Here is a 24,052-nt window from a genome sequence, read left to right as displayed (position 1 = left end):
ACAACCGCCCTCCAGGGCCACAGGAGTTTTGGCCATGGCCAAGGAAAAGTTCGAACGTAACAAGCCGCACTGCAACATCGGCACGATCGGTCACGTCGACCACGGCAAGACGACCCTGACGGCGGCGATCACGATGACGCTGGCCAAGGCCGGCGGCGCCAAGGCGATGAACTACGCCGACATCGACGCTGCGCCGGAAGAGAAGGCCCGCGGCATCACGATCAACACGGCGCACGTGGAATATGAGACGGCCAACCGTCACTACGCCCACGTCGACTGCCCGGGCCACGCCGACTATGTGAAGAACATGATCACCGGCGCCGCCCAGATGGACGGYGCGATCCTGGTGGTTTCGGCCGCTGACGGCCCGATGCCGCAGACCCGCGAGCACATCCTGCTGGCCCGTCAGGTCGGCGTGCCGGCGCTGGTCGTGTTCATGAACAAGGTGGACCTGGTCGACGACAAGGAACTGCTTGAGCTGGTCGAGATGGAAGTGCGCGAGCTGCTTTCGTCGTACCAGTTCCCGGGCGACGACATTCCGATCACCATGGGCTCGGCCAAGGCCGCGACCGACGGCGTGAACCCGGAAATCGGCGAGCAGCAGGTGCTGGCGCTGATGGAAACCGTCGACGCCTACATCCCGCAGCCGGAACGTCCGGTCGACATGCCGTTCCTGATGCCGGTGGAAGACGTCTTCTCGATCTCGGGCCGCGGCACCGTGGTCACCGGTCGCGTCGAGCGCGGCATCGTCAAGGTCGGTGAAGAAGTCGAGATCGTCGGCATCCGTCCGGTCCAGAAGACGACCTGCACGGGCGTCGAAATGTTCCGCAAGCTGCTGGACCAGGGCCAGGCGGGCGACAACGTCGGCGTGCTGCTGCGCGGCACCAAGCGTGAAGACGTCGAGCGCGGCCAGGTGCTGTGCAAGCCGGGTTCGATCACCCCGCACACGAAGTTCCTGGCYGAGGCCTACATCCTCACCAAGGAAGAGGGCGGCCGTCACACCCCGTTCTTCACCAACTACCGTCCGCAGTTCTACTTCCGCACCACGGACGTGACCGGCATCGTGCACCTCAAGGAAGGTGTCGAGATGATCATGCCGGGCGACAACGCCGAGCTGACCGTCGAGCTGATCACCCCGATCGCGATGGAAGAGAAGCTCCGCTTCGCCATCCGCGAAGGCGGCCGCACCGTCGGCGCCGGCGTGGTCTCCAAGATCATCGCCTAATGGCTGATCACCCCGATCGCGATGGAAGAGAAGCTCCGCTTCGCCATCCGCGAAGGCGGCCGCACCGTCGGCGCCGGCGTGGTCTCCAAGATCATCGCCTAATCGCGACGATCTGACCTGAAATGCGAGCGGCCCCGGAGGAAACTCCGGGGCCGTTTTGCTGTGCGCCGTCGCCCCGTGCGGGAGGCGTGAGGGACGGCTCGGAGCCGATCGCCCGTCGTGCTCGTTTGCAGAGGATGGAAGACGCGCCGCCTCCGGTGACGCCTGACGGCCGGTACATCCTGGTGCGCGGCCGGCTGTGGCGTGCGGCCCGCCCCGATCTGTCGTCGGCGCGCCGAACGGCCCTGGTCAATGCCTTGATGGCGGCGCGGCGGGGCGTGCGCGAGGCCCAGCGGCGTCATGACCCGAAGGGGCTGGCCACCGCGCGCAAGGCGGTCGACCTGGCCAAGGTCGGGCTCGGCGAGCGCGGGCCGGCCTGGTGGACCGACGGCGCGCCCGACTACAACCGGCATATGGCGCGAAACACCCCCTATGCCGGTTGGGCCGCGGACCAGCCGGACGGCTAGATGAAGCGCACCTCGACGCCGGGTTTCACCGCCGCCGCCAGTTGCTCGGCGTCCCAGTTGGTCAGGCGGATGCAGCCGTTCGAGGCCGTCTTGGCGATCTTGGACGGATCCGGCGAGCCGTGAATGCCGTAGCTGTCGCGCGACAGCTCGATCCACACCGAGCCGACCGGATTGTTGGGACCGGCGGGGACCACGACCTTCTTGTCTCCGCGGTCGTAGCTGAGCTTGGCCGGGTCGTAGGTGTAGTCGGGCTCAGGGGCGACGCCGACGACGCGCAGCGTCCCCGAAGGAGCCGGCCGCTCGGACGAGCCGATGGTCGCCGGATAGAAGGCCAACAGCTTGCCCGAGGCGTCGAAGGCGCGGGCCGACCGCTCGGACTTGTCGATGACGATGCGGGCGACCTGGCCGATCGGGCGGTCCGCAACGGCTGGGACGACGATGGCCTGGCCGGCGCGGCGGAAGTCGACGCCGGGGTTCAGCCCTTGCAGCAGGGCCTCAGTGATGTGGAAGCGTTCGGCGAGGCGTTCGAGCGGGGTGGAATAGTTGGCGCCGCCCGCGGCTTGCGCCTGCAGGTCGCCGCCCGGCGGCGGGCTGAACGGACCGCCCACGTCGGCGGCGGTCAGGGTGTAGCTGGCCATGACGGGCGCAGCGTCGGTTCGGGCGAGACGCTCCAGCAGGGCGGCGTCAGCGACGTCCCCCTGGCCGAGATTGTTGGCCTTGCGCCAGGCGGCGATGGCCTGACGGGTGTTTTCGCCGTGCAGGCCGTCGATGACTCCGGGCGAGAAGGCGCTGCGGTCGAGCAGGATCTGCAGGCGCACCAAACCGGGGTCGGGCGGGGTCGGCGCGGCGGTCGGGGGGGTAGCGGGATCGGCGCCCGGGGCCGTCGGGGTCGTCGGCGCCGGGGCGGGCGCGGCGGCCGGGGCCGCTGCCGGGACGCCGGCCTCGATCTGGGCGACGGTCAGGACCGGCGAACCCGCCGGGGCCGTCGCGCCTGCGGCGGGGGCTTCGGCGGTCTGCTCTTCCGGCGGCGGCGCGCCGCATGCGGCGAGTGCGAGTAGACTGGCGGAGGCGGCGATCAGACGAAAGGACATGGGATTCCGAACGGTTGCGGGGTCCGTTCAATCCGCCGGATCGCTGGACGTTCCCTCCGACCCGCCTTCCCCTACCGCAGGGCCGCCGCCAGGCCTTCAGCGGTGACCGCGGCCCAGCAGGCGTAGCCCTGGTCGTTGAGGTGCAGATCGTCGGGGCCGACGCCGCCGCGATCCAGACCGTCCCAGTCGTGCATGGCCGCAAAGCGCGTCAGCACCGCATAGTGTTTGCGGCCGCCCTCGAGCCCGATCAGACGCGCCACCTCGCCGAGCGCCGGATTGCGGCCGCGGAAATTGGCGTTGGTCGTGGCTTCGGGCAGGCGCTGGGGATCGATCAGCAGGACGTCGACCCCGGCGGCGTCGAGGACGTCCTGGCCGCGGCGGAAGTCCGCGAAGACGTCCGCCATCGGCCGGTCGCGCAGCACGTCGTTGGTGCCCAGTTGCCAGATCACCAGGTCCGGGCGGCTCGCGGCGATCTCGCGTTCGAGGCGGTCGGCGGTCTCCTTGGCGGTCTCGCCGCCGATGCCCTTGTTGACCACGGTCACCTCGACGCCGGCCAACCGGCTTTCGAGCCCGGCCTCGAGCAGCGGGACGAAGCTGAGCTCGCGGCGACTGGCTCCGACGCCCTCGATCGAGGACGAGCCCATGGCCAGGATGGTCAGCTTGCCGTCCGCGACCGCGGCGCGGCTGCGCTCAAGCCCCATGTTGGCCGTCACGTGATCGGCGCTGACCGGGCAGGCGGCGGGAACAGTTTGCGACTCAGGGGCCTGGGCGAAGGCCGGCGCGGCGGCGAGCAGGGCGAGGGCGGCGGCGAGGGACGCGGAGGCTGACTTCAAGGGTTGGGCTTTCCGGTGGCTGGATCGGTGGCGGTTTCGCCGCTGTTGCTGCTGCCTTCCGAACCGGGCGGTTCCTGGGCCGGGCGCGGGGCTTCGCCCTCGCGGGCAGGGACGCGTTCCTGTTCGTATTCGTTTGCGCGTCCTGGGTCTCGGTCAGTGTCGAGTTCGGTGGGGCGGGGGTCGGCCATGGCGGTCTCCTTTACGGCAAGGCCAACGCCCCCGTCCAAGGCAGGTTTCGTTCACCATGACGGCTTACCCCGCTGAAAGAGGCGTCGGGTTAACCCTGCGGCCGAATGGCGGTCCCTCGGGCCGCGGGCAGGGGACAGCCGATGGGCGCGCTCAAGGTCGAGGTCGTCAGGATCGAAGAGCTCGGCGAGCCCGACTGGGCAGCCTGGCGGGCCATGCTGGCCGCGGCCCCGGCGCTGGCCAGTCCCTATTTCCGGCCCGAGTTCGTAAAGATCGCCGGGCGCATCAGCCCCGGCTCGGCCGTGGCGATCTTCACCCGTGGCGGCCAGACCGTCGGCTTCTTCCCGCACCAGCGCCGCGGCGGGGCCCTGCAGCCCTTGGCCGCGCCGATGAACGACTACCACGGGATCATCGCCCGCCCGGGCGAGGCCCCGACGCTGGAGGAGGCCGCGGCCGTTCTCAAGGCTTCACGGCTGAACGTCACCGCCTGGGTCGGCGCGACGGGCCTGGACGGCCGGGACCTCGGCGAGACGCGGCGAACGGTGCAGGTGCGGATGGGCGAGGGCGGTTATGACGCCTGGTACGCCGAGCGCCGCAGCGCCCAGGGCAAATTCTTCAAGGACAAGGAGCGGGCGCGCCGCAGCATGGAGGCCGAGCTGGGGCCGCTGCGCGCCGGGCGCGGCCTGCGCGATCCGGGCCTGCTGGACTGGCTGATCGGGTTGAAGCGGGACCAGTACCGGCGGACCGGGCGCCACGACATCTTCGCCTGCGGCTGGACCGCCGACCTGCTGCACGCCCTGCTGAAGACCGACATCGACGGCTTCGGCGCTTCCATGGCCGGGCTGTGGGCCGGGGATCGGCTGACGGCGATCGAATACTCGATGCATGCGGACGACCAGTACCATTTCTGGTTCCCCGCCTATGAGCCGAGCCTGGCGCGCTGCTCGCCGGGCATCCTGCTCAGCATGGACACCATGCGGCTGGCGGCCGAGCTCGGCTATCGCACCTTCGACTTTGGTTTCGAGGGCGAGCACTACAAGAAGTATTTCTGCAACGAGGCCCGCACCGTGCGCGAAGCCATGGTGTTGCGGCCGGGACTTGGCGCAGCGGTCAGCCAGGCGGCCGTCGGGGTCCTGAACGCGGCCGGCGGCGATCGCGGCGACCGGTTGCGCGCCAGCGTCCGGCGACGCTGGGCGGCCATCGAGGCCTGTGAGGTGTCGCGCGTCGACCGGTTCCGCGGCGCCGTCCAGGCCGCGGGCGCCGCGCTGGCGAAAGCCAAGGCCGGCTCGGCCCGCGCCGTTCCCGCCTGAGACAGAGCCCGATGACGAAACGCACCCGCTACGCCGGACCGATCGCCGAGGCGCGCGTCCACCCGCATCGCCTGGTGGAGCAGGGCTTCGCCAGCGACGAGGCGCTCGCCGCCGTGCTGGATCGCTACCCGGCCGAGCTGTTCGACATCAACCTGTACGACTTCGACGACGAGGGTCAGGTCTCGCTGCGCACCGGCGCCCGGGGGCGGCTGGACGGCGCCGGCCTGCTTGAGGCGATCCAGCAGGGCCGCTTGTGGGTCAATCTGCGGGAGGTCGAGCGCGGCTGGCCCGAGCTGTGGGCCGCGGCCATGATCGAGTTCGGCGGGCTGCAGGCCGCCTATCCGGGGCTGCGCGCCGTGCGCAACGCCGGCCAACTGATCCTGTCCTCGCCCAAGGCGCGGGTGCCCTACCATTTCGACGCCGCCGGCGTGGTGCTGTTCCACATGCGCGGCCGCAAACGGATCTTCGTCTATCCGGGCGACGAGACGCACCTAGCCGAGGTCGACATGGAGCAGGTCGTCGCCCGCCAGCAGACCGAGGAGCTGCCCTACAGCCTGGCCTTCGAGGCCGACGCCCAGGTCGTCGACCTAGAGCCGGGGCAGGCCCTGACCTGGCCGCTCTACGCCCCGCATCGGGTGGAGAATCTCGATCGCTTCTGCGTCTCGCTGTCCATGGACTTCCAGACCTGGAGTTCGCGGTTCCGCAACGGGGCGCTGTTCACCAACGCGGTCCTGCGACGGGCGGGGCGCGCGCCGCGACTGACGGATCGCATGAGCGGACCTGAGCTGGCGGCGCGGTGGGCGGCCTCGCTGGCCCTGAAGCGGGCAGGGGCGATGAAGAGCCGGATCGCGAACCTGCAACGGGACTTCGAGCCCGATGCGACGGCGACGGACGGGGCCGCCGCCCTCAAGGCCCAGGCGGGCGCCTGACCGCTCCGCTTCTCGGGGTTTCACCTTACAACGAGGTCATGACCTCGATTTAAAGTGACTTGGCTGCAGCGCAGTCGCACCTTCCGGACACATTCCGGAGAGGGAACCCGACATGAAAGCCATCCTGCTGTCCGCCGCCGCCATCGCCGCGATCGCCGGCCCTGCACTCGCCAAGTCGCCTGAGGTGGAGATCGAACACGCGGTCGCCCGCGTCGTCGTCATTGTCGAGGACCGCGCCGACGTCGCCGTCGAGATCGAGCAGGGCAGCTCTCGCCTGCCGCAGCTGCGCGTCGAACGCCGCGGCGACGAAGTCCGCATCGACGGAGGCCTCGGCCGTCGCATCGCCGGCGTCGGCATGGGCGACAGCATCAACAACTGCCGCGCCGGGCCGGACAACACCCGTCCGGGCGTCGGCGCCTCGGTCGAGGTTCGTGACCTGGGCCGTATTAATCTGGAAGACGCGCCCCTGATCGTTATCCGCTCGCCGCGCGACGTGAACGTCTCGGCCGGCGGGGCGGTGTTCGGCTCGGTCGGACGCGGCGCCACCTCCATCGACCTGTCCAGCGGCGGTTGCGGCGACTGGGTCGTGGCCAACACGGACGGCCCGGTCATCGTGAGATCGGGAGGTTCGGGCGCCATGCGCCTGGGCACCTCGCGCTCGCTGGACGCCGCGCTCGGCGGGTCGGGCGAACTGCTCGCCGGGTCGACCGGGACGCTTGAACTGGCCCTGGGCGGCTCGGGCAAGGCTATCGTGGCCGAGGTCAACGGTGACGCCGACATCGCCATCGGCGGTTCGGGCGAGGTCGACATCCGCCGGGGCCGCGTGCCGAACCTGAGCATCTCCATCGGCGGTTCGGGCGATGTCGACTTCGGCGGCGCCGCCGGGGACGTCGACGTCTCGATCGCCGGCTCGGGCGACATCCGCGTCGCGGAAGCCACCGGCTCGGTCAGCCGCAGCATCGTCGGCTCGGGCGACATCCGCATCGGCCGCTGATCCGGCCGACGACGGGAGCGCGGGCCCGGCGCGTGGAACCCTCCGGGCCCGTTCTTCCTGCATTCCATCGCGCATGAAAAAGCCCCGGCGGATCGCTCCGCCGGGGCTTCGTCATGTCAGGCGTCGACGGCTCTTAGAGCGCGCCGGCGAAGGAGCCGGCGCCGACGACGGTGCGGCCCAGGTCCGCGCCCGCGCGTTCGCGCGACTGCAGGGTGCCGCCGCCGAACGAGATGCGCACGCCGACCATGAAGGTGTCGATCGTCGCGTCGGCGTCTTCCAGCTCAGCGTGGTTGAAGCCGGCGGTGACGCTCAGGTCGCTGTTCGGCACGCGGTATTCGCCACCGATGTTGGCCTGCCAGGCGTCGGTCTCGAAGCCCGAGAAGTCGATCGTGGTCCAGGCGGCGCCGGCGTTCACGCGGAAGTCCGGGTTGATGAAGTAGGCGGCGTCGCCGCCGACGGTCCAGGCGTCGACGTCGAATTCGTCGATGGTTTCGTAGGCCACCGAGCCGGTCAGGGTGACCTTGTCCATGTACTGCTGGACCTGGGCGCCGCCGCTCCACAGTTGCTCGTCGGCAGCCTCGGCGCCGCCGATGAAGCCGGCCACGCGGGTGTCGCCGAACAGGGTGCTGCCGTGGACGCGGCCGCTGAAGGCGGTGTCGTTGGCGGTCTGTTCGTTGGCGGTGTAGCCGAAGACGCCGTCGAGCGTGACGGTCCAGGCTTCGCCGACCGGGATGGCGACGCCGGCGTCGATCGCGAAGCCGTCGGTGTCGGCTTCAACGCCGAGGCCCGAGGCTTCGAATTGGGTGTGGTTCAGGGTGATGCCGGCCGAGCCGACGACGTCCTGGGCCATGGCCGGGGCAGCGGCGAAGGCGGCGACCGCGGCGGTCGCGAGGAGAAGGGTCTTCATTGTCTTTATTCCTTGGTCGAGAGGCGGGCCTGGGGAGGGGCGCGCCGGAAAGCCCCGCCGGCAGGGCCGGCGGGGATCGGTCCGTCGTTTAGGACGTGCCTTAGTTCAGCAGCGCGGCCACGGGGCCGATACCGGCGGCCGAACGGCCCAGGTCGCCGCCCTTGCGGTCGCGCGTCTGCAGGTCGCCGCCGAAGCTCAGGCGGACGCCGAAGGTGAAGCTGTGGACCGACAGGTCGAGGTCTTCCAGCTCAGAGTGGTTGAAGTTGGCGAAGGCGCTGAACGGCGAGTCGCCGAACTTGAGTTCGCCGCCGATGTCGGCCTGCCAGCCGTCGGTCTCGGCGCCGGCGCCGGCGTCGAAGTTGGTGAAGCCCAGGCCGCCGTTGACGCGGAAGTTCGGGTTCACGAAGTAGGCGACGTCACCGCCGAAGCTGACGGCCTCGACGTCCAGGTCGTCGACGGTCTCGTAGGCCACCGAACCCGAGACGGTCACGTCGCTCAGGTAGTATTGGCCCTCAAGGCCGTAGGACTGCATGTAGTCGCCGAGCACTTCGCTGGAGCCGTAGAAGGCGCCGGCGCGGAAGCCGCCGAAGTCCTTCGAACCGTGGATGCGGCCGCCGACGCTGCTGTTGACGTTGTCGTCGTTGTCGATGGGCTTGTTGAAGGCGCCGTCGATGGTGACGGTGAAGCCGGCGATGTCCGTGGCGACAGCGACGTCGACCGCGGAGGTCTCGATGGTGGCTTCATCGCCGAACGCTTCGACCTGCGACAGGCCGAGGGTGCCGCCGATCGAGCCGACGCCGGCGTCCTGGGCCAGGGCGGGAGCGGCGAACAGGGCCGCGGCGGCGGCGGTTGCGAGGAGGAGGGTCTTCATTTTTTTCTTAGGTCCCATTTCGATGCCGCGTCAGATTCGTCGCGGGACGGTCCGGCTATCAGGACCCCCGCGAGCGTTGCTATTACAAAGCCGTCACAAAACAGGGGTTTGGCGCCACTGTGACGCTTGGGTCACGCAATGTGGCGAGAAGGTGACAAATACGCGGAGCGATTAAGGCCGCGGCTCACTCCGCTGTCACAATCCGACGGCCGAGGACCGGTTGGGCGTCATCTGGTTCAACGAGCGGCTCTGCCTTGCTTTCGCCGCTTGACGGAAGCGGAATCGATCGTCATAAGCGCCCACTCTTGTTGGACCGGCTGTGCACCTCGCTTGAGTTTGTGGTGCAGACGCGGTCCGCAGGAACGACCTGAGACCCTGTTCTTTGCAGTGACCCAGGACTTCAACGGCCTTCGCGGGAGACTGCGTGGGCCGATCGTTTTTGCGGACGTGCGTACTCTGAAGGCCTCTCGGCCTGAAGACTCCGGTCTTTGAAATGGTTCACAGGGACGCAGGTTCGCCTGCTTGGGAAATACGACCGATATGGATCAAAGCATCCGCATCAGGCTCAAGGCCTTCGATCATCGCGTCCTCGACTTTTCGACGCGCGAGATCGTCAACACCGCCAAGCGCACGGGCGCGACCGTTCGCGGTCCGATCCCGCTGCCGACCCTGATCGAAAAGTTCACCGTGAACCGCTCGCCGCACGTCGATAAGAAGTCGCGCGAGCAGTTTGAAATCCGCACGCACAAACGCGTGCTCGACATTGTCGACCCCACCCCGCAGACCGTGGACGCGCTCATGAAGCTCGACCTGTCCGCCGGCGTGGACGTCGAGATCAAGATCTAAGTAGAAAGAGGCGGGATCCGATGCGCACGGGCGTGATCGCCAAGAAGCTGGGCATGACCCGCGTGTTCGCCGATGACGGCGCGCACGTTCCGGTCACTGTGCTGCAGCTCGACGGCTGCCAAGTCGTCGGCCAACGTACCCAGGAGCGTGACGGCTACGTCGCTCTCCAGCTGGGCGCTGGCACCAAGAAGGCCAAGAACACCAACAAGGCTCAACGCGAAGCTTTCGCGAAGCTGGAAGTGGAGCCGAAGGCCTATGTCACTGAATTCCGCATCGATGCGGACGCGATGATGGAAGTCGGCGCCGAGTTCTCGGCTGACCACTTCGTCGCCGGCCAGAAGGTCGACGTCCAGGCCGAGACCATCGGCAAGGGCTTCGCCGGCGCTATGAAGCGCTGGAACTTCGGCGGTCTTCGCGCCACGCACGGTGTGTCGGTCTCGCACCGCTCGCACGGTTCGACGGGTAACCGTCAGGACCCGGGCCGTACGTTCCCGGGTAAGAAGATGGCCGGCCACCTCGGCCAGGAAGTCGTCACCACCCAGAACCTGACCGTCTTCCGCGTCGACGCCGACCGCGGCCTGATCATGATCAAGGGCGCTGTCCCGGGTCACGAAGGCACGTGGGTCAAGATCCGCGACGCCGTGAAGAAGGCCCGTCCGGCTGAAGCCCCCTTCCCGGGCGGTGTGAAGTCGAACAAGGCCGCGGCTGCTCAATCCGCTGAGACTCCGGCTGAAGAAGCCCCGGCCGTCGAAGCGACCGAAGGCGGTGAAGCGTAATGAAACTCTCGGTCATCAAACTCGACGGCAAGGCCTCGGGCGACGTTGAACTGTCGGACGCCGTCTTCGGCATCACCGACATTCGCGGCGACCTCCTGGCCCGTTACGTCAACTGGCAGCTGGCCAAGCGCCGCGCCGGCACCCACAAGGTTCAAACCCGCAACGAGAACTCTCGTACGGGCAAGAAGATGTACAAGCAGAAGGGCACCGGCGGCGCTCGTCACGGTTCGCGCCGTGCACCGCAGTTCGTCGGCGGTTCGCGCGCCTTCGGTCCGGTCGTTCGCGACCACGGCTTCTCGCTGCCGAAGAAGGTCCGCGCCCTGGCCCTGCGTCACGCGCTCTCGTCGAAGGCCAAGGCCGGCGACCTGGTCGTCGTCGACAGCGTTTCGGTCAAGGAAGCCAAGACGGCCTCGCTGCGCGAGACCTTCGGCAAGCTCGGCTGGACCAAGGCCCTGATCATCGCTGGTCCGGAAGTCGACACGAACTTCGGTCTGGCCGCTCGCAACATCCCGCACATCGACGTGCTGCCGAACGCCGGCCTGAACGTCTATGACATCCTGCGGGCCGACAAGCTGGTGCTGACCAAGGCGGCTGTTGAAGCCATCGAGGCGCGCTTCGCCCAGAAGGAGGCCGCGTAATGGCCGGCGCTCAACCCACTGCGCGTCACTACGACACCATCCTGGCTCCGGTGATCACCGAGAAGGCCACGATCCTGTCGGAACAGAACAAGGTCGTCTTCCGCGTCGCGGACAACGCCTCGAAGGACGAGATCGCCGCGGCGGTCGAGGCCCTGTTCAAGGTCAACGTGCTGAAGGTCAACACCCTCGTCCAGAAGGGCAAGACCAAGCGTTTCCGCGGCATCATGGGCCGTCGGGTCGATATCAAAAAAGCGATCGTGACGCTGGCTGAAGGCCAGTCGATCGACGTCACCACGGGGCTCTGATCAGATGGCCTTGAAGACTTACAATCCGACGTCGCCGGGCCGCCGCGCCCTGGTGCTGATCGACCGCTCGGAGCTCCACAAGGGCCGTCCCGAGAAGTCGCTGACCGAAGGCCTGACCAAGTCGGGTGGACGCGGTCAGGGCGGTCGTATCGCCGTCCGCTTCCGCGGCGGTGGCGCCAAGACACTGTACCGCAAGATCGACTTCAAGCGTCGCAAGTTCGCCTCGGCGACCGTCGAACGCCTGGAATACGATCCGAACCGGACCGCCTTCATCGCCCTCATCACCTATGAGGACGGCGAAAAGGCCTACATCATCGCGCCGCAACGCCTGAAGGCGGGCGACACGGTCGTGGCCGGCGAGAAGGTCGACGTGAAGCCGGGCAACGCCATGCCGCTGCGCTCGATCCCGGTCGGCACCATCATCCACAACGTGGAGATGAAGCCGGGCAAGGGCGCTCAGCTGGCCCGTTCGGCCGGCGCCTACGCCCAGCTGGTCGGTCGCGATCAGGGCTACGCCCAGATCCGTCTCGGCTCGGGCGAGCTGCGCATGGTCCTGGACGGCTGCATGGCCACGGTGGGCGCGGTTTCGAACCCCGACCACATGAACCAGAACCTCGGCAAGGCCGGTCGCGTCCGCCACATGGGCTGGCGTCCGCACGTCCGCGGCGTCGCCATGAACCCCATCGACCACCCGCACGGTGGTGGTGAAGGCCGGACCTCGGGTGGTCGCACCCCGGTCACGCCGTGGGGCAAGGACACCAAGGGCACCCGCACCCGCAAGAACAAGGCTACGGATAAGTTCATCATCCGCAGCCGCCACGTGAAGAAGGCTCGCTAACCGATGGCCCGCTCCTCCTGGAAAGGCCCGTTCGTAGACGGGTATCTGCTCAAGAAGGCCGACGCCGCTTCGACGTCGGGCCGCAAGGACGTGATCAAGACCTGGTCGCGCCGCTCCACCATCCTGCCGCAGTTCGTCGGCCTGACCTTCGGTGTCCACAACGGCCAAAAGCACGTGCCGGTGTCGGTCTCCGAAGAAATGGTCGGCATGAAGTTCGGCGAGTTCGCCCCGACCCGGAACTTCCCGGGCCACGCGGCGGACAAGAAGGCCAAGAGGAAGTAATTCATGGCCCAGACCAAGAACCCCCGTCGGGTCGCCCCGACTGAAGCCCGCGCCAAGCTGGTGAACGTCCGGATCAGCCCTCAGAAGCTGAACCTGGTGGCCCAGTCGATCCGCGGCCTGCCGGTGCAGAAGGCGCTCAACGAGCTGGAATTCAGCCGTAAGCGCATCGCCACCGACGTCCGCAAGGTCCTGTATTCGGCCGTTTCGAACGCCGAAAACAACCACAACCTCGACATCGACAACCTCGTCGTCGCCGAGGCCTTCGTGGGCAAGAACCTGGTGATGAAGCGTTTCGCGAGCCGCGCTCGTGGCCGCTCGTCGCGCATCCTGAAACCTTTCGCGGAGATCACCATCGTGGTCCGCGAAGCCGGTGAGGCCGCCTGATGGGTCAGAAAGTCAATCCGATCGGTCTGCGCCTCGGCGTCAACCGTACGTGGGACAGCCGCTGGTTCGCCGGCGGCGCCGATTACGCCAAGCTCCTGCACCAGGACCTGAAGCTGCGCACGTGGCTCAAGGAACGCCTGAACGCCGCCGGCGTGTCGCGCATCATCATCGAGCGCCCGCACAAGAAGTGCCGCGTGACGATCTACGCCGCCCGTCCGGGTGTCGTGATCGGCAAGAAGGGCGCTGACATCGAGAAGCTCCGCAAGGACATCTCGGCCCAGACGGAAGGCGAAGTTCACCTGAACATCGTCGAGGTCCGCAAGCCGGAGACCGACGCGCAGCTGATCGCTGAAAACATCGCGCAGCAGCTGGAACGCCGTATCGCGTTCCGCCGCGCCATGAAGCGTGCGATGCAGTCGGCCATGCGCCTCGGCGCCAAGGGCGTCCGCATCAACGTTTCGGGTCGCCTCGGCGGCGCTGAAATCGCCCGCATGGAGTGGTACCGCGAAGGTCGCGTGCCGCTGCACACCCTGCGCGCCGACATCGACTATGGCTTCATCGAAGCCAAGACGACCTACGGCATCATCGGTGTGAAGGTGTGGGTCTTCAAAGGCGAAGTGCTCGAGCACGATCCGATGGCCCAGGACAAGCGCTGGGCCCAGGAAGCTGCCGGCCCGTCTTCCAACGAAGGCCGTGAACGTGGCCCCCGCGGTGATCGCGGTCCGCGTCGCGACCGGGGACGTGAGAACTAGGTCATGCTGCAACCCAAAAAGACCAAGTACCGTAAGGCCTTCAAGGGCCGCATCCACGGCGCCGCCAAGGGCGGTTTCTCGCTGAACTTCGGCTCCTACGGGCTGAAGACGGTGGAGCCGGAACGCATCACTGCGCGTCAGATCGAAGCGGCCCGCCGCGCGATCACCCGCCAGATGAAGCGTCAGGGCCGCGTCTGGATCCGCGTCTTCCCCGACCTGCCCGTCACGGGCAAGCCGGCCGAAGTCCGGATGGGCAAGGGCAAGGGCGCCGTGGACCACTGGGCCGCGCGTTGCCACCCGGGCCGCATCCTGTTCGAAATCGACGGCGTGCCGGACGACATCGCTCGCGAAGCGCTGCGCCTCGGCGCCGCCAAGCTGCCGGTCCGCACCAAGGTGGTCACCCGCCTCGACGCCGGCGTCGCCCATGTGGAGGCTGCTGCCTGATGACCAAGATCGCCGATCTCCGGTCCCAGACCCCGGACCAGCTGTCCGACGAGCTGCTGAAGCTCAAGAAGGAACAGTTCAACCTGCGCTTCCAGGCCGCCACCGGCCAGATGGAAAAGACCCACCGGGTCTCGGAAGTGCGCAAGGACATCGCTCGCATCTCCACGCTTCTGCGTGAGAAGCGCGCGGCTGTTTAAGGAAACGAAGATGCCGAAGCGAATTCTCGAAGGCGTGGTCGTCTCCGACAAGGGCGACAAGACCGTCGTCGTCAAGGTCGAGCGCACCCTGCTGCACCCGGTCCTGAAGAAGACCGTCCGTCTGTCCAAGAAGTATCACGCCCACGACGAAGCGAACGCCCTCAAGGTCGGTGACCTGGCCCGCATCGTCGAGTGCGCCCCGAAGTCCAAGCTGAAGCGGTGGGAAGTTCTCCCCGCCTCGGCTTCGTAAAAAGAAGGATCGGATCCCATGATCCAGATGCAAACTAACCTGGAGGTGGCCGATAACTCGGGCGCTCGCCGGGTCATGTGCATCAAGGTGCTCGGCGGTTCTAAGCGCCGTTACGCCTCGGTGGGCGACACCATTGTCGCCTCGGTGAAGGAAGCTATCCCGCGTGGTCGCGTGAAGAAGGGCGACGTCGTTCGCGCCATCGTCGTTCGCACCGCCAAGGACATCATGCGCAAGGACGGCTCTGTCATTCGTTTCGACAAGTCGGCCGCCGTCATCGTCAACAAGCAGAACGAGCCGGTCGGCACCCGGATCTTCGGCCCGGTTCCCCGTGAACTGCGCGCCAAGAACCACATGAAGATCATCTCGCTGGCCCCGGAGGTCCTGTAACCATGGCCGCCAAGATCAAAAAGGGCGACAACGTCGTCGTCCTGACCGGCAAGGACAAGGGCCGCACTGGCCAGGTCCTGAAGGTCCTCCCCACCGAGAACCGCGTCCTTGTGCAAGGCGTCAACATGGTCCAGCGCCACACGCGCCCGAGCCAGGCTGACCCGCAAGGCGGCATCAAGAACAAGGAAGCGTCGCTGCACCTGTCGAACGTCGCGATCGCCGACGCCAACGGCAAGGCGACCCGCGTCGGCTTCAAGATCGAAGGCGACAAGAAGGTCCGCTTCGCCAAGACGACGGGAGACGTCATCTAATGGCCGACACCAAGTACACCCCGCGCCTCAAGGCCGAGTACAACGACCGCATCAAGGCCGTGATGACCGAGAAGTTCGGTTACACCAACCCGATGCAGACGCCGAAGCTCGACAAGATCGTCCTGAACATGGGCATCGGTGAAGCTGTCGCCGACTCCAAGAAGGCCACCGCGGCCCTCAAGGATCTGACCGCCATCGCCGGCCAGAAGGCCGTTCCGACCAAGGCCCGCAACTCCATCGCCGGCTTCAAGCTGCGCGAAGGCATGGTTGTCGGCGGCAAGGTCACGCTGCGCGGCGACCAGATGTATGAGTTCCTGGACCGTCTGATCACGATCGCCCTGCCGCGCGTGAAGGACTTCCGGGGCCTGAAGGGCACCTCGTTCGACGGTCGCGGCAACTACGCCACGGGTCTGAAGGAGCACATCGTGTTCCCGGAGATCAACTACGACCAGATCGACCAGATGTGGGGCATGGACATCATCGTCTGCACCACGGCCAAGACCGATGAGGAAGCCAAGGCTCTCCTCGCCGAGTTCAAGTTCCCGTTCGTGAACTGAGCGGGAAGGGAAGAGCACAATGGCTAAGAAGAGCGCCGTGAACCGCAACGAGAAGGTGAAAGCCCTCGTCGCGAAATACGCCGACAAGCGGGCCGCCCTGAAGGCGACCGCCAACAACGAATCCCTGCCGCTGGAGGAGCGCTTCGAGGCGCGCCTGAAGCTGGCTGAGCTGCCGCGTAACTCGGCCGCCAACCGGATTCGCAACCGCTGCGAAGTGACGGGCCGTCCGCGCGCCTATTATCGCAAGCTCAAGATGAGCCGGATCGCCCTGCGTGAACTCGGCAACCTGGGACAGATCCCGGGCCTGACGAAGTCCAGCTGGTAAGGGGAGCGACAGACATGATGATCAACGATCCCCTGAGCGACATGATCGCTCGCATCAAGAACGCCGCCATGCGCAAGCGTTCGAAGGTGCTGACCCCGGCCTCGCGTCTGCGCCAGCGCGTCCTCGACGTGCTGCAGGACGAGGGCTACATCCGCGGTTACAACCTGGTTCAGAACCCGGGTGAGTTCCCGCAGTTCGAGATCGAGCTGAAGTATTTCGACGGCCAGCCGGTCATCGCCGAGATCTCGCGCGTGTCCAAGCCGGGCCGCCGCGTTTACTCGGCCATCGCCGATCTGAAGCCGATCAAGAACGGCCTCGGCATCTCGATCCTCTCCACGTCCAAGGGCGTCATGTCGGACACCGCGGCTCGCGAAGCCAAGGTGGGCGGCGAAGTCCTCTGCAGGGTCTACTGATATGTCCCGTATCGGCAAACGCACCATTGCTGTTCCGAAGGGCGTGACTGTCACGCTCGACGGCCAGACCGTGTCGGTGAAGGGTCCCAAGGGCGAACGCTCCTGGACCGTCGCCGACGAAATCGAAGTCACCCAGAACGACGAAGGCCTGAACCTCGGTCTGCGCGTCGACACCCAGCGTGGCCGCGCCATGTGGGGCCTGTCGCGCACCCTGGTCGACAACATGGTCGTCGGCGTCACCACCGGCTTTGAAAAGTCGCTGGACCTGGTCGGCGTGGGTTACCGCGCTGCGATGAAGGGCAACGCCCTGTCGCTGCAGCTCGGCTTCTCGCACGACGTGGACATCGAACCGCCTGCCGGCGTCACCTTCGCGGTGCCCAAGCAGACCGAGATCAAGATCTCCGGCGCTGACAAGCAGGCCGTCGGTCAGATCGCCGCCGTCATCCGCAAGCTCCGTCCGCCGGAACCCTACAAGGGCAAGGGCGTGCGCTACACGGGCGAAAAGGTCCGGCGCAAGGAAGGCAAGAAGAAGTAAGTCATGGCTCTTTCTCTTCAACAGCAAGCCAAGCGCCGCGCCGAGCGCACTCGTCGCCGCCTGAAGGCTGTCGCCAACGGTCGCCTGCGCCTGTCGGTTCACCGTTCGGACAAGAACATCTCGGCCCAGATCATCGACGACGTCCAGGGCGTCACGGTGGCCGCCGCCTCGTCGCTGGAAGGCGGCAAGGGCAAGTCGGGCTCGGACGTCGCCGCTGCTGCCGCCATCGGCAAGCTGATCGCCGAACGCGCCATCGAGAAGGGCGTCAAGGACGTCGTCTTCGACCGCGGCGGCTACATCTATCACGGACGGGTGAAGGCGCTGGCGGAAGCCGCGCGTGAAGCCGGCCTGAACTTCTAAGGGACGCGACAGATGGCGCAACAACCCCAACGTGGCGGCCAGGGCGGTCAAAACCGCGACCGTCGCGACAACCGCAACGCCCCCGCCGTCGACGGTCCGGATTCGGACATCGTCGAGAAGCTGGTGCACATCAACCGCGTCGCCGCGACCGTCAAAGGCGGCCGCCGGTTCTCGTTCGCGGCCCTGATGGTCGTCGGCGACGGCAAGGGCCGCGTCGGCTTCGGTCATGGCAAGGCGCGCGAAGTGCCGGAAGCCATCCGCAAGGCGACCGAAGAAGCCAAGAAGACCATGATCAAGGTTCCGCTCCGCGAGAACCGCACCCTGCACCACGACGGCTCGGGCCGTTGGGGCGCCGGCAAGATCATGATGCGCGCGGCCCCTCCGGGGACGGGCGTGATCGCCGGCGGTCCGATGCGTGCGGTCCTCGAAACCCTCGGCGTCCAGGACGTCGTCGGCAAGTCGACCGGCTCGTCGAACCCGTACAACATGATCCGCGCCACCTTCGAAGCTCTGAAGGTCCAGTCGTCGCCCCGTCAGGTGGCCTCGAAGCGCGGCAAGAAGGTCGCTGACCTGATGGGCCGCCGCAACGATGGCGCTTCGTCGCCGGAAGCTGTGGAGGGCTGATAGATGGCCAAGACTGAATCGAAAGCCACCGTCACCATCCGCCAGACCGGTTCGCCGATCCGCCGCAAGTCGGACCAGCGCGCCACCCTGTCGGGCCTGGGCCTGAACCGCGTGGGTCGCGAGTCGACCCTGGAGGACACCCCCTCCGTCCGCGGCATGATCGCCAAGGTCGCCCACATGGTCGAAGTGGTCGAAAAGTAAGCTGACCCCGCCTCTTCGGAGGCGGGATCATCAAGTCGCCGCTTGCGGCGGCAGGGCAGGGGCGGCTATAGGCCGCCCTTCCTTGCGTTCCGGACCCTTTCCGGGGCGCAACACTGACATCAACGCCGAGTCCGGTTTTCAACCGGGCGCTAGAACCCGAAAGGATCAGGCACATGAAACTGAACGAAATCCGCGACAACGAAGGCGCCCACAAGAAGCGCATGCGCGTCGGCCGTGGCCCGGGCTCGGGCAAGGGCAAGACCGCCGGGCGCGGCGTCAAGGGTCAGAAGTCGCGTTCGGGCGTCGCCATCGGCGGCTTCGAAGGCGGCCAGATGCCGCTGTACATGCGTATGCCGAAGCGCGGCTTCAACAACCCGAACGCGCTGAAGCTGGCTGAAGTGAACCTGTGGCGCCTGCAAGACGCCATCGACGCCAAGAAGCTGGACATCAAGGGCGAGATCAAGGGCGACGCCCTGGTCGCCGCCGGCGTGATCCGTCGCGTCAAGGACGGCGTCCGTCTGCTGGGCACCGGCGAGATCAAGGGCAAGCTGAACCTGGTGGTGTGGTCGGCCTCGGCCGGCGCCGTCAAGGCGATCGAAGCCGCGGGCGGCACCGTCGTCCAGGAGCGCATCGCTGCGGAAGCCAAGGCCGCCGCGCGCGTCGAGAAGCGCAACGCCGCCAAGGGCAAGGCTCCGGCTCCCAAGGCTCCGAAGGGCGACGCCAACAAGGTGTCGGCCCGCGCCAAGCGCACCGCCGCCAAGTAAAAAGACCGAAGGGCGCCCTCGCCATGAGGGCGCCCTTCTCCTATCTGGACGCGGGGGTCGGATTCCTGTCCGATGCGCCGCGTTCTGATCAGTCGGGGTAACGACACATGGCTTCGGCCGCCGAACAACTTGCAGCCAATATGAATATGGGCTCGTTCGCCAAGGCGACCGAGCTGCACAAGCGTCTGCTGTTCACGCTGATGGCGCTGCTGGTCTACCGGATCGGCACCTACGTGCCGATTCCGGGCATCAACTCGGAGGCCTTCCTGGCCTTCTTCCAGAACCCGGAAGGCCAGCGCGGCATCCTGGACATGGTCAACATGTTCTCGGGCGGCGCTGTCGAGCGGATGGCCGTGTTCGCGCTGAACGTCATGCCGTACATCTCGGCCTCGATCATCGTCCAGCTGATGGGCGCGGTTTACCCGCCGTGGGAGAAGCTGCGTAAGGAAGGCGGCGAGAGCGGCCGCAAGCAGCTGAACCAGTACACCCGCTACCTGACCGTGGTGCTGGCCCTCTTCCAGGCGGGCGGCATCGCCATCGGCCTGAACGTCCAGCCGAACCTGGTCGACCAGCCGGGCATCTTCTTCATCATCTCGACCGTCACCACCCTCGTCGGCGGCACCATGTTCCTGATGTGGCTGGGCGAGCAGGTGACGGCTCGCGGCGTCGGCAACGGCATCTCGCTGATCATCTTCGCCGGCATCGTCGCCGTCCTGCCGGGCACCATCGCCCGCATGTTCGGCATGGCCCAGCAGGGTGTGATGTCGCCGGTCGTCCTGCTGCTGATCTGCGTGCTTGCGGTCGCCGTGGTCGTCTTCATCGTCTTCATGGAGCGCGCCCAGCGCCGCCTTCTGATCCAGTATCCGAAGCGCCAGGAAGGCAACCGCATGACCGGCGGAGAGCGTTCGTTCCTGCCGCTGAAGGTCAACACCGCCGGCGTCATTCCGCCGATCTTCGCCTCGTCGCTGCTGATGCTGCCGACCACGGTGGCCCAGCTGACCGCCAGCGCCGACCTGCCCTCGTGGCTGGCCTGGCTGCCGACGGTCACGGCCCAGATGCAGCACGGCCAGCCCATCTTCATGGTGCTGTACGGCGCCCTGATCATCTTCTTCTGCTTCTTCTACACCTCGATCACCTTCAACCCCGAGGATACGGCGGAGAACCTGCGCAAGTACGGCGGCTTCCTGCCGGGCATCCGCCCGGGCAAGCGGACGGCCGAGTACCTGGACTATGTGCTGACCCGCCTGACGACCATCGGCGCCATCTACATCACCGCCGTCTGCCTGCTGCCGGAGTTCCTGGCGGCCGAGATGGGCAACGGCCTGCTGTTCGGCGGCACCTCGATCCTGATCGTCGTGTCGGTGACCATGGACACCGTGGCCCAGATCCAGTCCCAACTGCTGGCGCACCAGTACGAAGGCCTGATCAAGAAGGCGAAGCTGCGCGGCCGTGGCGGCCGCACGCCGGCGCCGGTTCGCCGCTGACGAACGCCTGGGGGAGGGCGCAATGAACCTGATCCTGTTCGGCCCGCCGGCGGCGGGCAAGGGCACCCAGGCCAAGCGGCTGGTCGAGACGCGGGGCATGGTCCAGCTGTCGACCGGCGACATGCTCCGGGCGGCCATCGCCTCGGGCTCCGAGCTGGGCCTGAAGGTCAAGGACGTGCTGGCGCGCGGCGACCTCGTGACCGACGAGATCGTCATCGCCCTCATCGAGGACCGCCTGCCGGAGGCCGAGGCCGCCGGCGGCGCCATCTTCGACGGCTTCCCCCGCACCGTGGCCCAGGCTGAGGCGCTGGACGCCATGCTCGAGAAGCGCGGCGCCCGGATCGATCGCGTCGTCCGCCTGAAGGTCGACGACCAGGCTCTGACCGCGCGCATCGCCAAGCGCTTCGCTGACCAGGGCCGCCCGGACGACAATCCGGACACCTTCAAGGACCGCCTGGCCGTCTACAATCGTCAGACGGCGCCGTTGCTCCCGTACTACGAGGGGCAGGGCAAGCTGACCGAGATCGACGGCATGGGCTCCATCGAGGCCGTCTCCGCCGGCCTGGACGCCGCGCTCGACGCCTGAAAGCTGAACGCACGCTGACGATCCGTCTCGTCGCGCGTTAAGCCCGCGCAGGCTAGTGCGGAAGGCGTGACCATTAGTTTCCAGTTCCACCGCGACCGACGCGTCCGGAACGCCGGCATCGTAGCGGGCGTCACCGCCGCGCACGTGGCCGTCTTCTTCTTCATGGCCCAGACCGAGCCGGCGCCGCCCATGCCGCTGCCGCTGCCGCCGATCCAGGTGGTGCTGGTGCGCCCCGTTCCGCCTCCTCCGCCGCCGCCGGAGCCGACGCCCGAACCTCCGTCCGAGGACCCCGGCGGGGGCGCGCCCGCCGCTCCCTCGCGGGTCCATACGCCGCCGCCGCCAAAGCGGCCCGTCCCGCCGGAACTGCCCGCGCCGCGCCAACTCGCTCCTGAGCAATCGCCGGTGCTCGGCGTCGCCCCCATCGCCTCTCCGACCCCCGGCATGGGCCAGGGCGGGCAAGGGACGGGGACGGGCAGCGGGATCGGCGCCGGCGACGGACCAGGCAGGGGCGGGGTCCGTACGCCGCCGCAGAACCTGCGTCGCCCGGGCGCCCGCGAGATCCTTCCCTATGTGCCGGCTGCGGCCCGGAATCAGCGGGTGCCGGGCACGGCGAGCGTGCGCTGCCGGATTCGGGAGGATCATCGACTCGACCGCTGCTCGGTCGTAAGCGAGGATCCTTCAGGCTTCGGTTTCGGAGATGCGGCCATTCGCGTGGCCGAAGGCGAATACCGCTTTCGGCCGCCGACGCTGGACGGCCGCTACCAGGACGACATCACGGTGACCATCACGGTTGAGTTCGGCCGACAGGCGCCGCGAGGGTGAAATCCCACCCAAGAAGTTGACGACGTGGGAATCCTCTGTATAACGCCCGCTTCCGCGAAGGGCGCGCCACGCTCCTGGTCTGTTGACCGGAGCGTTTGTTGCGTCCGCAAACGCGTATCTGGAGAGCTTCGTGGCCCGTATCGCTGGCGTCAACATCCCGACCAACAAGCGCGTTGAAATCGCGCTTCAGTACATCCACGGCATCGGCCCGGCCGCCGCCAAGGACATCACTTCGAAGGTCGGCATTGAGCCGGCGCGTCGCGTCAATCAGCTGACTGACGCCGAAGTGCTGCAGATCCGCGAGACCATCGACAAGGATCACACCGTCGAGGGTGACCTGCGTCGTGAGACGTCGATGAACATCAAGCGTCTGATGGACCTGGCCTGCTACCGCGGCCTGCGTCACCGTAAGGGCCTGCCGGTCCGCGGTCAGCGCACGCACACCAACGCTCGTACCCGCAAGGGTCCGGCCAAGCCGATCGCCGGCAAGAAGAAGTAAGAGAGACCTGACCGATGGCTAAGGAACCGGGTCGCGTAAAGCGCCGCGAACGCAAGAACATCACGTCGGGCGTCGCCCACGTGAACGCCAGCTTCAACAACACCATGGTGACCATCACCGACGCTCAAGGGAACGCGATTTCCTGGTCGTCGGCCGGCCACATGGGCTTCAAGGGTTCGCGCAAGTCGACTCCGTACGCCGCCCAGATGGCTGCTGAAGACGCCGCCAAGAAGGCCAGCGAGCACGGCGTGAAGACCCTCGAGGTCAACGTGTCGGGTCCGGGCTCCGGCCGTGAATCGGCCCTGCGCGCCCTGCAGGCCGCCGGCATGACCATCACGACGATCCGCGACGTCACCCCGATGCCGCACAACGGTTGCCGTCCGCCCAAGCGCCGCCGCGTCTAAGCGACCACGACCGACTATATCTCCGCCGGTCCTGCCGCCCCTGACGAGGAGCGAGGGACCGGCGAACTCCGTTTTCGAGGGACATCCATGATCGAACGTAACTGGCAAGAGCTGATCCGTCCCGAGAAGCCGCAAGTCGAGGCCGGCTCCGACCCGCTGCGCAAGGCGCGCCTGGTTGCTGAGCCCCTGGAACGCGGCTTCGGTGTGACGCTCGGCAATGCCCTGCGCCGCGTTCTCCTGTCGTCGCTGCAAGGCGCCGCGGTGACCGCCATCCAGATCGACGGCGTCGTCCACGAATTCTCCTCGCTGGAAGGCGTGCGGGAAGACGTCGTCGACATCGTGCTCAACATCAAGCAACTGGCGCTGCGCATGCACGCCGAGGGCCCCAAGCGCATGACCCTGCGCGCCACGGGCCCTGGTCCGGTCACGGCCGGCCAGATCGACGTCCCCGCGGACATCGAAGTGCTGAACCCCGACCACGTCATCTGCACGCTGGATGACGGCGCTTCGGTGCGCATGGAACTGACCGTCCAGAACGGCAAGGGCTATGTCGCTTCGGAGTTCAACCGTCCGGAAGACGCCCCGATCGGCCTGATCGCGGTCGACGCCCTGTACTCGCCGGTCAAGCGCGTCGCCTATCGCGTCGAGCCGACCCGCCAGGGCCAGTCGCTCGACTACGACAAGCTGGTGCTGGAAGTCGAAACCAACGGCGCGGTCTCGCCGGTTGACGCGGTGGCCTACGCCTCGCGCATCCTGCAAGACCAACTGCAGATCTTCATCACCTTCGACGAACCGAAGAAGGCGGTGGAAGCCTCGGACGGCAAGCCTGACCTGCCGTTCAACCCGGCCCTGCTGAAGAAGGTCGACGAGCTGGAACTGTCGGTTCGTTCGGCCAACTGCCTGAAGAACGACAACATTGTCTACATCGGCGACCTGATCCAGAAGACCGAAGGCGAGATGCTCCGCACCCCGAACTTCGGCCGCAAGTCGCTGAACGAGATCAAGGAAGTGCTGGCGACCATGGGCCTCAGCCTCGGCATGGATGTGCCGAACTGGCCGCCGGAAAACATCGAAGACCTGGCCAAGAAGTTCGACGACCAGATCTAGTTTCAACCCTCCGCCCAAGATCCGAACAGGGTCGCGGAGCGGTTAGAAT

37 protein-coding genes and 1 pseudogene are annotated in these 24,052 nt (G+C 67.1%); 33 read left to right on the top strand and 5 right to left on the bottom strand.

What is annotated here, in order from left to right; translation table 11 throughout:
• Positions 1 to 34 precede the first annotated feature (34 nt).
• From tuf to ASC65_RS05975, 3 genes and pseudogenes are all read left to right on the top strand, one after another.
• Entirely contained in the window at positions 35 to 1,225 is a 1,191-nt protein-coding gene (gene tuf / locus ASC65_RS05980; RefSeq protein WP_082525878.1) for an elongation factor Tu, read from the top strand.
• Positions 1,226 to 1,228: 3 nt separating this feature from the next.
• A pseudogene (locus ASC65_RS17810) lies at positions 1,229 to 1,327 on the top strand (hypothetical protein); the annotation flags it as partial.
• Between the two features lie 134 nt (positions 1,328 to 1,461).
• The gene (locus ASC65_RS05975; protein ID WP_056450386.1) at positions 1,462 to 1,791 is read left to right on the top strand and encodes a hypothetical protein; all 330 of its coding nucleotides are present in this window, start codon (positions 1,462 to 1,464) and stop codon (positions 1,789 to 1,791) included.
• Here ASC65_RS05975 and ASC65_RS05970 read toward each other — a convergent pair.
• The 3 genes from ASC65_RS05970 to ASC65_RS05960 form a co-directional block, all read right to left on the bottom strand.
• The gene (locus ASC65_RS05970) at positions 1,788 to 2,882 is read right to left on the bottom strand and encodes a L,D-transpeptidase family protein (RefSeq protein WP_056450385.1); all 1,095 of its coding nucleotides are present in this window, start codon (positions 2,880 to 2,882) and stop codon (positions 1,788 to 1,790) included. The genes ASC65_RS05975 and ASC65_RS05970 overlap by 4 nt on opposite strands.
• A 71-nt stretch (positions 2,883 to 2,953) precedes the next feature.
• Positions 2,954 to 3,715, bottom strand: coding sequence for an SGNH/GDSL hydrolase family protein (locus ASC65_RS05965; protein WP_056450383.1), 762 nt, complete (start codon positions 3,713 to 3,715; stop codon positions 2,954 to 2,956).
• Complete coding sequence (locus ASC65_RS05960; RefSeq protein WP_056450381.1) at positions 3,712 to 3,903, bottom strand: hypothetical protein; 192 nt, start codon at positions 3,901 to 3,903, stop codon at positions 3,712 to 3,714. Before ASC65_RS05960 ends, ASC65_RS05965 begins: the two co-directional genes overlap by 4 nt.
• A 141-nt stretch (positions 3,904 to 4,044) precedes the next feature.
• Here ASC65_RS05960 and ASC65_RS05955 point away from each other — a divergent pair, with 141 nt between their 5' ends.
• The 3 genes from ASC65_RS05955 (at position 4,045) to ASC65_RS05945 (ending at position 7,134) form a co-directional block, all read left to right on the top strand.
• The gene (locus ASC65_RS05955) at positions 4,045 to 5,211 is read left to right on the top strand and encodes a GNAT family N-acetyltransferase (RefSeq protein ID WP_056450380.1); all 1,167 of its coding nucleotides are present in this window, start codon (positions 4,045 to 4,047) and stop codon (positions 5,209 to 5,211) included.
• A gap of 11 nt (positions 5,212 to 5,222) precedes the next feature.
• A complete protein-coding gene (locus ASC65_RS05950; RefSeq protein ID WP_056450378.1) occupies positions 5,223 to 6,140 on the top strand; it encodes a cupin-like domain-containing protein in 918 nt (305 codons plus the stop codon).
• Positions 6,141 to 6,252: 112 nt separating this feature from the next.
• On the top strand, positions 6,253 to 7,134 hold the full coding sequence (locus tag ASC65_RS05945) for a GIN domain-containing protein (protein WP_056450376.1): 882 nt from the start codon (positions 6,253 to 6,255) through the stop codon (positions 7,132 to 7,134).
• A 133-nt stretch (positions 7,135 to 7,267) separates the two neighbouring features.
• On the opposite strand, the gene ASC65_RS05940 is transcribed toward ASC65_RS05945, so the two are convergent.
• Positions 7,268 to 8,041, bottom strand: coding sequence for a porin (locus ASC65_RS05940; protein ID WP_056450374.1), 774 nt, complete (start codon positions 8,039 to 8,041; stop codon positions 7,268 to 7,270).
• Between the two features lie 100 nt (positions 8,042 to 8,141).
• Entirely contained in the window at positions 8,142 to 8,912 is a 771-nt protein-coding gene (locus tag ASC65_RS05935; RefSeq protein WP_056450372.1) for a hypothetical protein, read from the bottom strand.
• Positions 8,913 to 9,452: 540 nt separating this feature from the next.
• On the opposite strand from ASC65_RS05935, the gene rpsJ reads away from it, so the two are divergent.
• The 27 genes from rpsJ (at position 9,453) to ASC65_RS05800 (ending at position 24,003) form a co-directional block, all read left to right on the top strand.
• Positions 9,453 to 9,758 carry a 30S ribosomal protein S10 gene (rpsJ, locus tag ASC65_RS05930; RefSeq protein WP_003164367.1) on the top strand — a complete coding sequence of 102 codons (306 nt, stop codon included), beginning with the start codon at positions 9,453 to 9,455 and terminating at the stop codon, positions 9,756 to 9,758.
• A 20-nt stretch (positions 9,759 to 9,778) separates the two neighbouring features.
• Positions 9,779 to 10,534, top strand: a complete 756-nt coding sequence (gene rplC / locus ASC65_RS05925) for a 50S ribosomal protein L3 (protein WP_056450370.1) — start codon at positions 9,779 to 9,781, stop codon at positions 10,532 to 10,534.
• Positions 10,534 to 11,172 (top strand): 50S ribosomal protein L4, encoded by a 639-nt coding sequence (gene rplD, locus ASC65_RS05920; protein ID WP_056450368.1) that lies wholly within the window; start codon positions 10,534 to 10,536, stop codon positions 11,170 to 11,172. The genes rplC and rplD overlap by 1 nt, the downstream gene beginning before the upstream one ends.
• Entirely contained in the window at positions 11,172 to 11,477 is a 306-nt protein-coding gene (locus ASC65_RS05915) for a 50S ribosomal protein L23 (RefSeq protein ID WP_056450366.1), read from the top strand. The genes rplD and ASC65_RS05915 overlap by 1 nt, the downstream gene beginning before the upstream one ends.
• 4 nt (positions 11,478 to 11,481) lie before the next feature.
• On the top strand, positions 11,482 to 12,315 hold the full coding sequence (rplB, locus tag ASC65_RS05910; RefSeq protein WP_056450363.1) for a 50S ribosomal protein L2: 834 nt from the start codon (positions 11,482 to 11,484) through the stop codon (positions 12,313 to 12,315).
• A gap of 3 nt (positions 12,316 to 12,318) precedes the next feature.
• Positions 12,319 to 12,597, top strand: coding sequence for a 30S ribosomal protein S19 (gene rpsS / locus ASC65_RS05905; RefSeq protein WP_056450360.1), 279 nt, complete (start codon positions 12,319 to 12,321; stop codon positions 12,595 to 12,597).
• A gap of 3 nt (positions 12,598 to 12,600) precedes the next feature.
• Complete coding sequence (rplV, locus tag ASC65_RS05900) at positions 12,601 to 12,981, top strand: 50S ribosomal protein L22 (RefSeq protein WP_056450358.1); 381 nt, start codon at positions 12,601 to 12,603, stop codon at positions 12,979 to 12,981.
• Entirely contained in the window at positions 12,981 to 13,733 is a 753-nt protein-coding gene (gene rpsC, locus ASC65_RS05895) for a 30S ribosomal protein S3 (RefSeq protein WP_056450356.1), read from the top strand. The genes rplV and rpsC overlap by 1 nt, the downstream gene beginning before the upstream one ends.
• 3 nt (positions 13,734 to 13,736) lie before the next feature.
• Positions 13,737 to 14,177 carry a 50S ribosomal protein L16 gene (gene rplP / locus ASC65_RS05890; protein ID WP_056450354.1) on the top strand — a complete coding sequence of 147 codons (441 nt, stop codon included), beginning with the start codon at positions 13,737 to 13,739 and terminating at the stop codon, positions 14,175 to 14,177.
• Complete coding sequence (gene rpmC / locus ASC65_RS05885; RefSeq protein WP_056450349.1) at positions 14,177 to 14,374, top strand: 50S ribosomal protein L29; 198 nt, start codon at positions 14,177 to 14,179, stop codon at positions 14,372 to 14,374. The genes rplP and rpmC overlap by 1 nt, the downstream gene beginning before the upstream one ends.
• A 10-nt stretch (positions 14,375 to 14,384) precedes the next feature.
• The gene (gene rpsQ / locus ASC65_RS05880) at positions 14,385 to 14,624 is read left to right on the top strand and encodes a 30S ribosomal protein S17 (RefSeq protein WP_056450347.1); all 240 of its coding nucleotides are present in this window, start codon (positions 14,385 to 14,387) and stop codon (positions 14,622 to 14,624) included.
• Positions 14,625 to 14,642: 18 nt separating this feature from the next.
• On the top strand, positions 14,643 to 15,011 hold the full coding sequence (gene rplN / locus ASC65_RS05875; RefSeq protein ID WP_055832151.1) for a 50S ribosomal protein L14: 369 nt from the start codon (positions 14,643 to 14,645) through the stop codon (positions 15,009 to 15,011).
• Between the two features lie 2 nt (positions 15,012 to 15,013).
• Complete coding sequence (gene rplX, locus ASC65_RS05870) at positions 15,014 to 15,322, top strand: 50S ribosomal protein L24 (protein WP_056450345.1); 309 nt, start codon at positions 15,014 to 15,016, stop codon at positions 15,320 to 15,322.
• Positions 15,322 to 15,879, top strand: a complete 558-nt coding sequence (rplE, locus tag ASC65_RS05865) for a 50S ribosomal protein L5 (RefSeq protein WP_056450344.1) — start codon at positions 15,322 to 15,324, stop codon at positions 15,877 to 15,879. The genes rplX and rplE overlap by 1 nt, the downstream gene beginning before the upstream one ends.
• Positions 15,880 to 15,898: 19 nt before the next feature.
• Entirely contained in the window at positions 15,899 to 16,204 is a 306-nt protein-coding gene (rpsN, locus tag ASC65_RS05860; RefSeq protein WP_056450342.1) for a 30S ribosomal protein S14, read from the top strand.
• Positions 16,205 to 16,218: 14 nt separating this feature from the next.
• Positions 16,219 to 16,617 (top strand): 30S ribosomal protein S8, encoded by a 399-nt coding sequence (rpsH, locus tag ASC65_RS05855; RefSeq protein ID WP_056450340.1) that lies wholly within the window; start codon positions 16,219 to 16,221, stop codon positions 16,615 to 16,617.
• A gap of 1 nt (position 16,618) precedes the next feature.
• Positions 16,619 to 17,152 (top strand): 50S ribosomal protein L6, encoded by a 534-nt coding sequence (gene rplF / locus ASC65_RS05850; protein WP_056450338.1) that lies wholly within the window; start codon positions 16,619 to 16,621, stop codon positions 17,150 to 17,152.
• Positions 17,153 to 17,155: 3 nt separating this feature from the next.
• Entirely contained in the window at positions 17,156 to 17,512 is a 357-nt protein-coding gene (gene rplR / locus ASC65_RS05845) for a 50S ribosomal protein L18 (RefSeq protein ID WP_056450337.1), read from the top strand.
• 12 nt (positions 17,513 to 17,524) lie between these two features.
• The gene (gene rpsE / locus ASC65_RS05840; protein WP_056450335.1) at positions 17,525 to 18,136 is read left to right on the top strand and encodes a 30S ribosomal protein S5; all 612 of its coding nucleotides are present in this window, start codon (positions 17,525 to 17,527) and stop codon (positions 18,134 to 18,136) included.
• A 3-nt stretch (positions 18,137 to 18,139) separates the two neighbouring features.
• Positions 18,140 to 18,337 (top strand): 50S ribosomal protein L30, encoded by a 198-nt coding sequence (gene rpmD, locus ASC65_RS05835; RefSeq protein WP_056450333.1) that lies wholly within the window; start codon positions 18,140 to 18,142, stop codon positions 18,335 to 18,337.
• A gap of 173 nt (positions 18,338 to 18,510) precedes the next feature.
• Entirely contained in the window at positions 18,511 to 19,101 is a 591-nt protein-coding gene (rplO, locus tag ASC65_RS05830; protein ID WP_056450332.1) for a 50S ribosomal protein L15, read from the top strand.
• A 107-nt stretch (positions 19,102 to 19,208) separates the two neighbouring features.
• Positions 19,209 to 20,585, top strand: coding sequence for a preprotein translocase subunit SecY (gene secY / locus ASC65_RS05825; protein WP_056450330.1), 1,377 nt, complete (start codon positions 19,209 to 19,211; stop codon positions 20,583 to 20,585).
• A 22-nt stretch (positions 20,586 to 20,607) separates the two neighbouring features.
• Positions 20,608 to 21,171 carry an adenylate kinase gene (locus ASC65_RS05820; RefSeq protein WP_056450521.1) on the top strand — a complete coding sequence of 188 codons (564 nt, stop codon included), beginning with the start codon at positions 20,608 to 20,610 and terminating at the stop codon, positions 21,169 to 21,171.
• A 66-nt stretch (positions 21,172 to 21,237) separates the two neighbouring features.
• Positions 21,238 to 21,993 carry a TonB family protein gene (locus ASC65_RS05815; protein ID WP_056450328.1) on the top strand — a complete coding sequence of 252 codons (756 nt, stop codon included), beginning with the start codon at positions 21,238 to 21,240 and terminating at the stop codon, positions 21,991 to 21,993.
• A gap of 130 nt (positions 21,994 to 22,123) precedes the next feature.
• Entirely contained in the window at positions 22,124 to 22,492 is a 369-nt protein-coding gene (gene rpsM, locus ASC65_RS05810; protein WP_056450326.1) for a 30S ribosomal protein S13, read from the top strand.
• A gap of 14 nt (positions 22,493 to 22,506) precedes the next feature.
• Positions 22,507 to 22,896, top strand: a complete 390-nt coding sequence (gene rpsK, locus ASC65_RS05805; RefSeq protein WP_056450325.1) for a 30S ribosomal protein S11 — start codon at positions 22,507 to 22,509, stop codon at positions 22,894 to 22,896.
• A gap of 87 nt (positions 22,897 to 22,983) precedes the next feature.
• Positions 22,984 to 24,003, top strand: a complete 1,020-nt coding sequence (locus tag ASC65_RS05800) for a DNA-directed RNA polymerase subunit alpha (protein WP_056450323.1) — start codon at positions 22,984 to 22,986, stop codon at positions 24,001 to 24,003.
• Positions 24,004 to 24,052: the final 49 nt, after the last annotated feature.

Origin of the sequence: Brevundimonas sp. Root1279, from assembly GCF_001425945.1 — a bacterium.
Classification (GTDB): domain Bacteria; phylum Pseudomonadota; class Alphaproteobacteria; order Caulobacterales; family Caulobacteraceae; genus Brevundimonas.
This window is presented reverse-complemented; position numbering and strand designations above follow the sequence as displayed.

Excerpts from the sequence above, each read along its gene's own strand:
- ASC65_RS05820 (WP_056450521.1), top strand. The coding sequence starts at position 20,608 with ATGAACCTGATCCTGTTCGGCCCGCCGGCGGCGGGCAAGGGCACCCAG.
- ASC65_RS05970 (WP_056450385.1), bottom strand. The coding sequence starts at position 2,882 with ATGTCCTTTCGTCTGATCGCCGCCTCCGCCAGTCTACTCGCACTCGCC.
- rpsH (WP_056450340.1), top strand. The coding sequence starts at position 16,219 with ATGATGATCAACGATCCCCTGAGCGACATGATCGCTCGCATCAAGAAC.
- rplP (WP_056450354.1), top strand. The coding sequence starts at position 13,737 with ATGCTGCAACCCAAAAAGACCAAGTACCGTAAGGCCTTCAAGGGCCGC.
- ASC65_RS05950 (WP_056450378.1), top strand. The coding sequence starts at position 5,223 with ATGACGAAACGCACCCGCTACGCCGGACCGATCGCCGAGGCGCGCGTC.
- secY (WP_056450330.1), top strand. The coding sequence starts at position 19,209 with ATGGCTTCGGCCGCCGAACAACTTGCAGCCAATATGAATATGGGCTCG.
- rpmC (WP_056450349.1), top strand. The coding sequence starts at position 14,177 with ATGACCAAGATCGCCGATCTCCGGTCCCAGACCCCGGACCAGCTGTCC.
- ASC65_RS05940 (WP_056450374.1), bottom strand. The coding sequence starts at position 8,041 with ATGAAGACCCTTCTCCTCGCGACCGCCGCGGTCGCCGCCTTCGCCGCT.
- rplE (WP_056450344.1), top strand. The coding sequence starts at position 15,322 with ATGGCCGACACCAAGTACACCCCGCGCCTCAAGGCCGAGTACAACGAC.
- ASC65_RS05945 (WP_056450376.1), top strand. The coding sequence starts at position 6,253 with ATGAAAGCCATCCTGCTGTCCGCCGCCGCCATCGCCGCGATCGCCGGC.
- rplD (WP_056450368.1), top strand. The coding sequence starts at position 10,534 with ATGAAACTCTCGGTCATCAAACTCGACGGCAAGGCCTCGGGCGACGTT.
- ASC65_RS05955 (WP_056450380.1), top strand. The coding sequence starts at position 4,045 with ATGGGCGCGCTCAAGGTCGAGGTCGTCAGGATCGAAGAGCTCGGCGAG.
- ASC65_RS05800 (WP_056450323.1), top strand. The coding sequence starts at position 22,984 with ATGATCGAACGTAACTGGCAAGAGCTGATCCGTCCCGAGAAGCCGCAA.
- ASC65_RS05975 (WP_056450386.1), top strand. The coding sequence starts at position 1,462 with ATGGAAGACGCGCCGCCTCCGGTGACGCCTGACGGCCGGTACATCCTG.
- rplF (WP_056450338.1), top strand. The coding sequence starts at position 16,619 with ATGTCCCGTATCGGCAAACGCACCATTGCTGTTCCGAAGGGCGTGACT.
- rpsJ (WP_003164367.1), top strand. The coding sequence starts at position 9,453 with ATGGATCAAAGCATCCGCATCAGGCTCAAGGCCTTCGATCATCGCGTC.
- ASC65_RS05935 (WP_056450372.1), bottom strand. The coding sequence starts at position 8,912 with ATGAAGACCCTCCTCCTCGCAACCGCCGCCGCCGCGGCCCTGTTCGCC.
- rplC (WP_056450370.1), top strand. The coding sequence starts at position 9,779 with ATGCGCACGGGCGTGATCGCCAAGAAGCTGGGCATGACCCGCGTGTTC.
- rpsQ (WP_056450347.1), top strand. The coding sequence starts at position 14,385 with ATGCCGAAGCGAATTCTCGAAGGCGTGGTCGTCTCCGACAAGGGCGAC.
- rplR (WP_056450337.1), top strand. The coding sequence starts at position 17,156 with ATGGCTCTTTCTCTTCAACAGCAAGCCAAGCGCCGCGCCGAGCGCACT.
- rplO (WP_056450332.1), top strand. The coding sequence starts at position 18,511 with ATGAAACTGAACGAAATCCGCGACAACGAAGGCGCCCACAAGAAGCGC.
- ASC65_RS05960 (WP_056450381.1), bottom strand. The coding sequence starts at position 3,903 with ATGGCCGACCCCCGCCCCACCGAACTCGACACTGACCGAGACCCAGGA.
- rplB (WP_056450363.1), top strand. The coding sequence starts at position 11,482 with ATGGCCTTGAAGACTTACAATCCGACGTCGCCGGGCCGCCGCGCCCTG.
- rpsE (WP_056450335.1), top strand. The coding sequence starts at position 17,525 with ATGGCGCAACAACCCCAACGTGGCGGCCAGGGCGGTCAAAACCGCGAC.
- rplX (WP_056450345.1), top strand. The coding sequence starts at position 15,014 with ATGGCCGCCAAGATCAAAAAGGGCGACAACGTCGTCGTCCTGACCGGC.
- rpsS (WP_056450360.1), top strand. The coding sequence starts at position 12,319 with ATGGCCCGCTCCTCCTGGAAAGGCCCGTTCGTAGACGGGTATCTGCTC.
- rpsN (WP_056450342.1), top strand. The coding sequence starts at position 15,899 with ATGGCTAAGAAGAGCGCCGTGAACCGCAACGAGAAGGTGAAAGCCCTC.
- rpsC (WP_056450356.1), top strand. The coding sequence starts at position 12,981 with ATGGGTCAGAAAGTCAATCCGATCGGTCTGCGCCTCGGCGTCAACCGT.
- rpsK (WP_056450325.1), top strand. The coding sequence starts at position 22,507 with ATGGCTAAGGAACCGGGTCGCGTAAAGCGCCGCGAACGCAAGAACATC.
- rplV (WP_056450358.1), top strand. The coding sequence starts at position 12,601 with ATGGCCCAGACCAAGAACCCCCGTCGGGTCGCCCCGACTGAAGCCCGC.
- ASC65_RS05915 (WP_056450366.1), top strand. The coding sequence starts at position 11,172 with ATGGCCGGCGCTCAACCCACTGCGCGTCACTACGACACCATCCTGGCT.
- rplN (WP_055832151.1), top strand. The coding sequence starts at position 14,643 with ATGATCCAGATGCAAACTAACCTGGAGGTGGCCGATAACTCGGGCGCT.
- rpmD (WP_056450333.1), top strand. The coding sequence starts at position 18,140 with ATGGCCAAGACTGAATCGAAAGCCACCGTCACCATCCGCCAGACCGGT.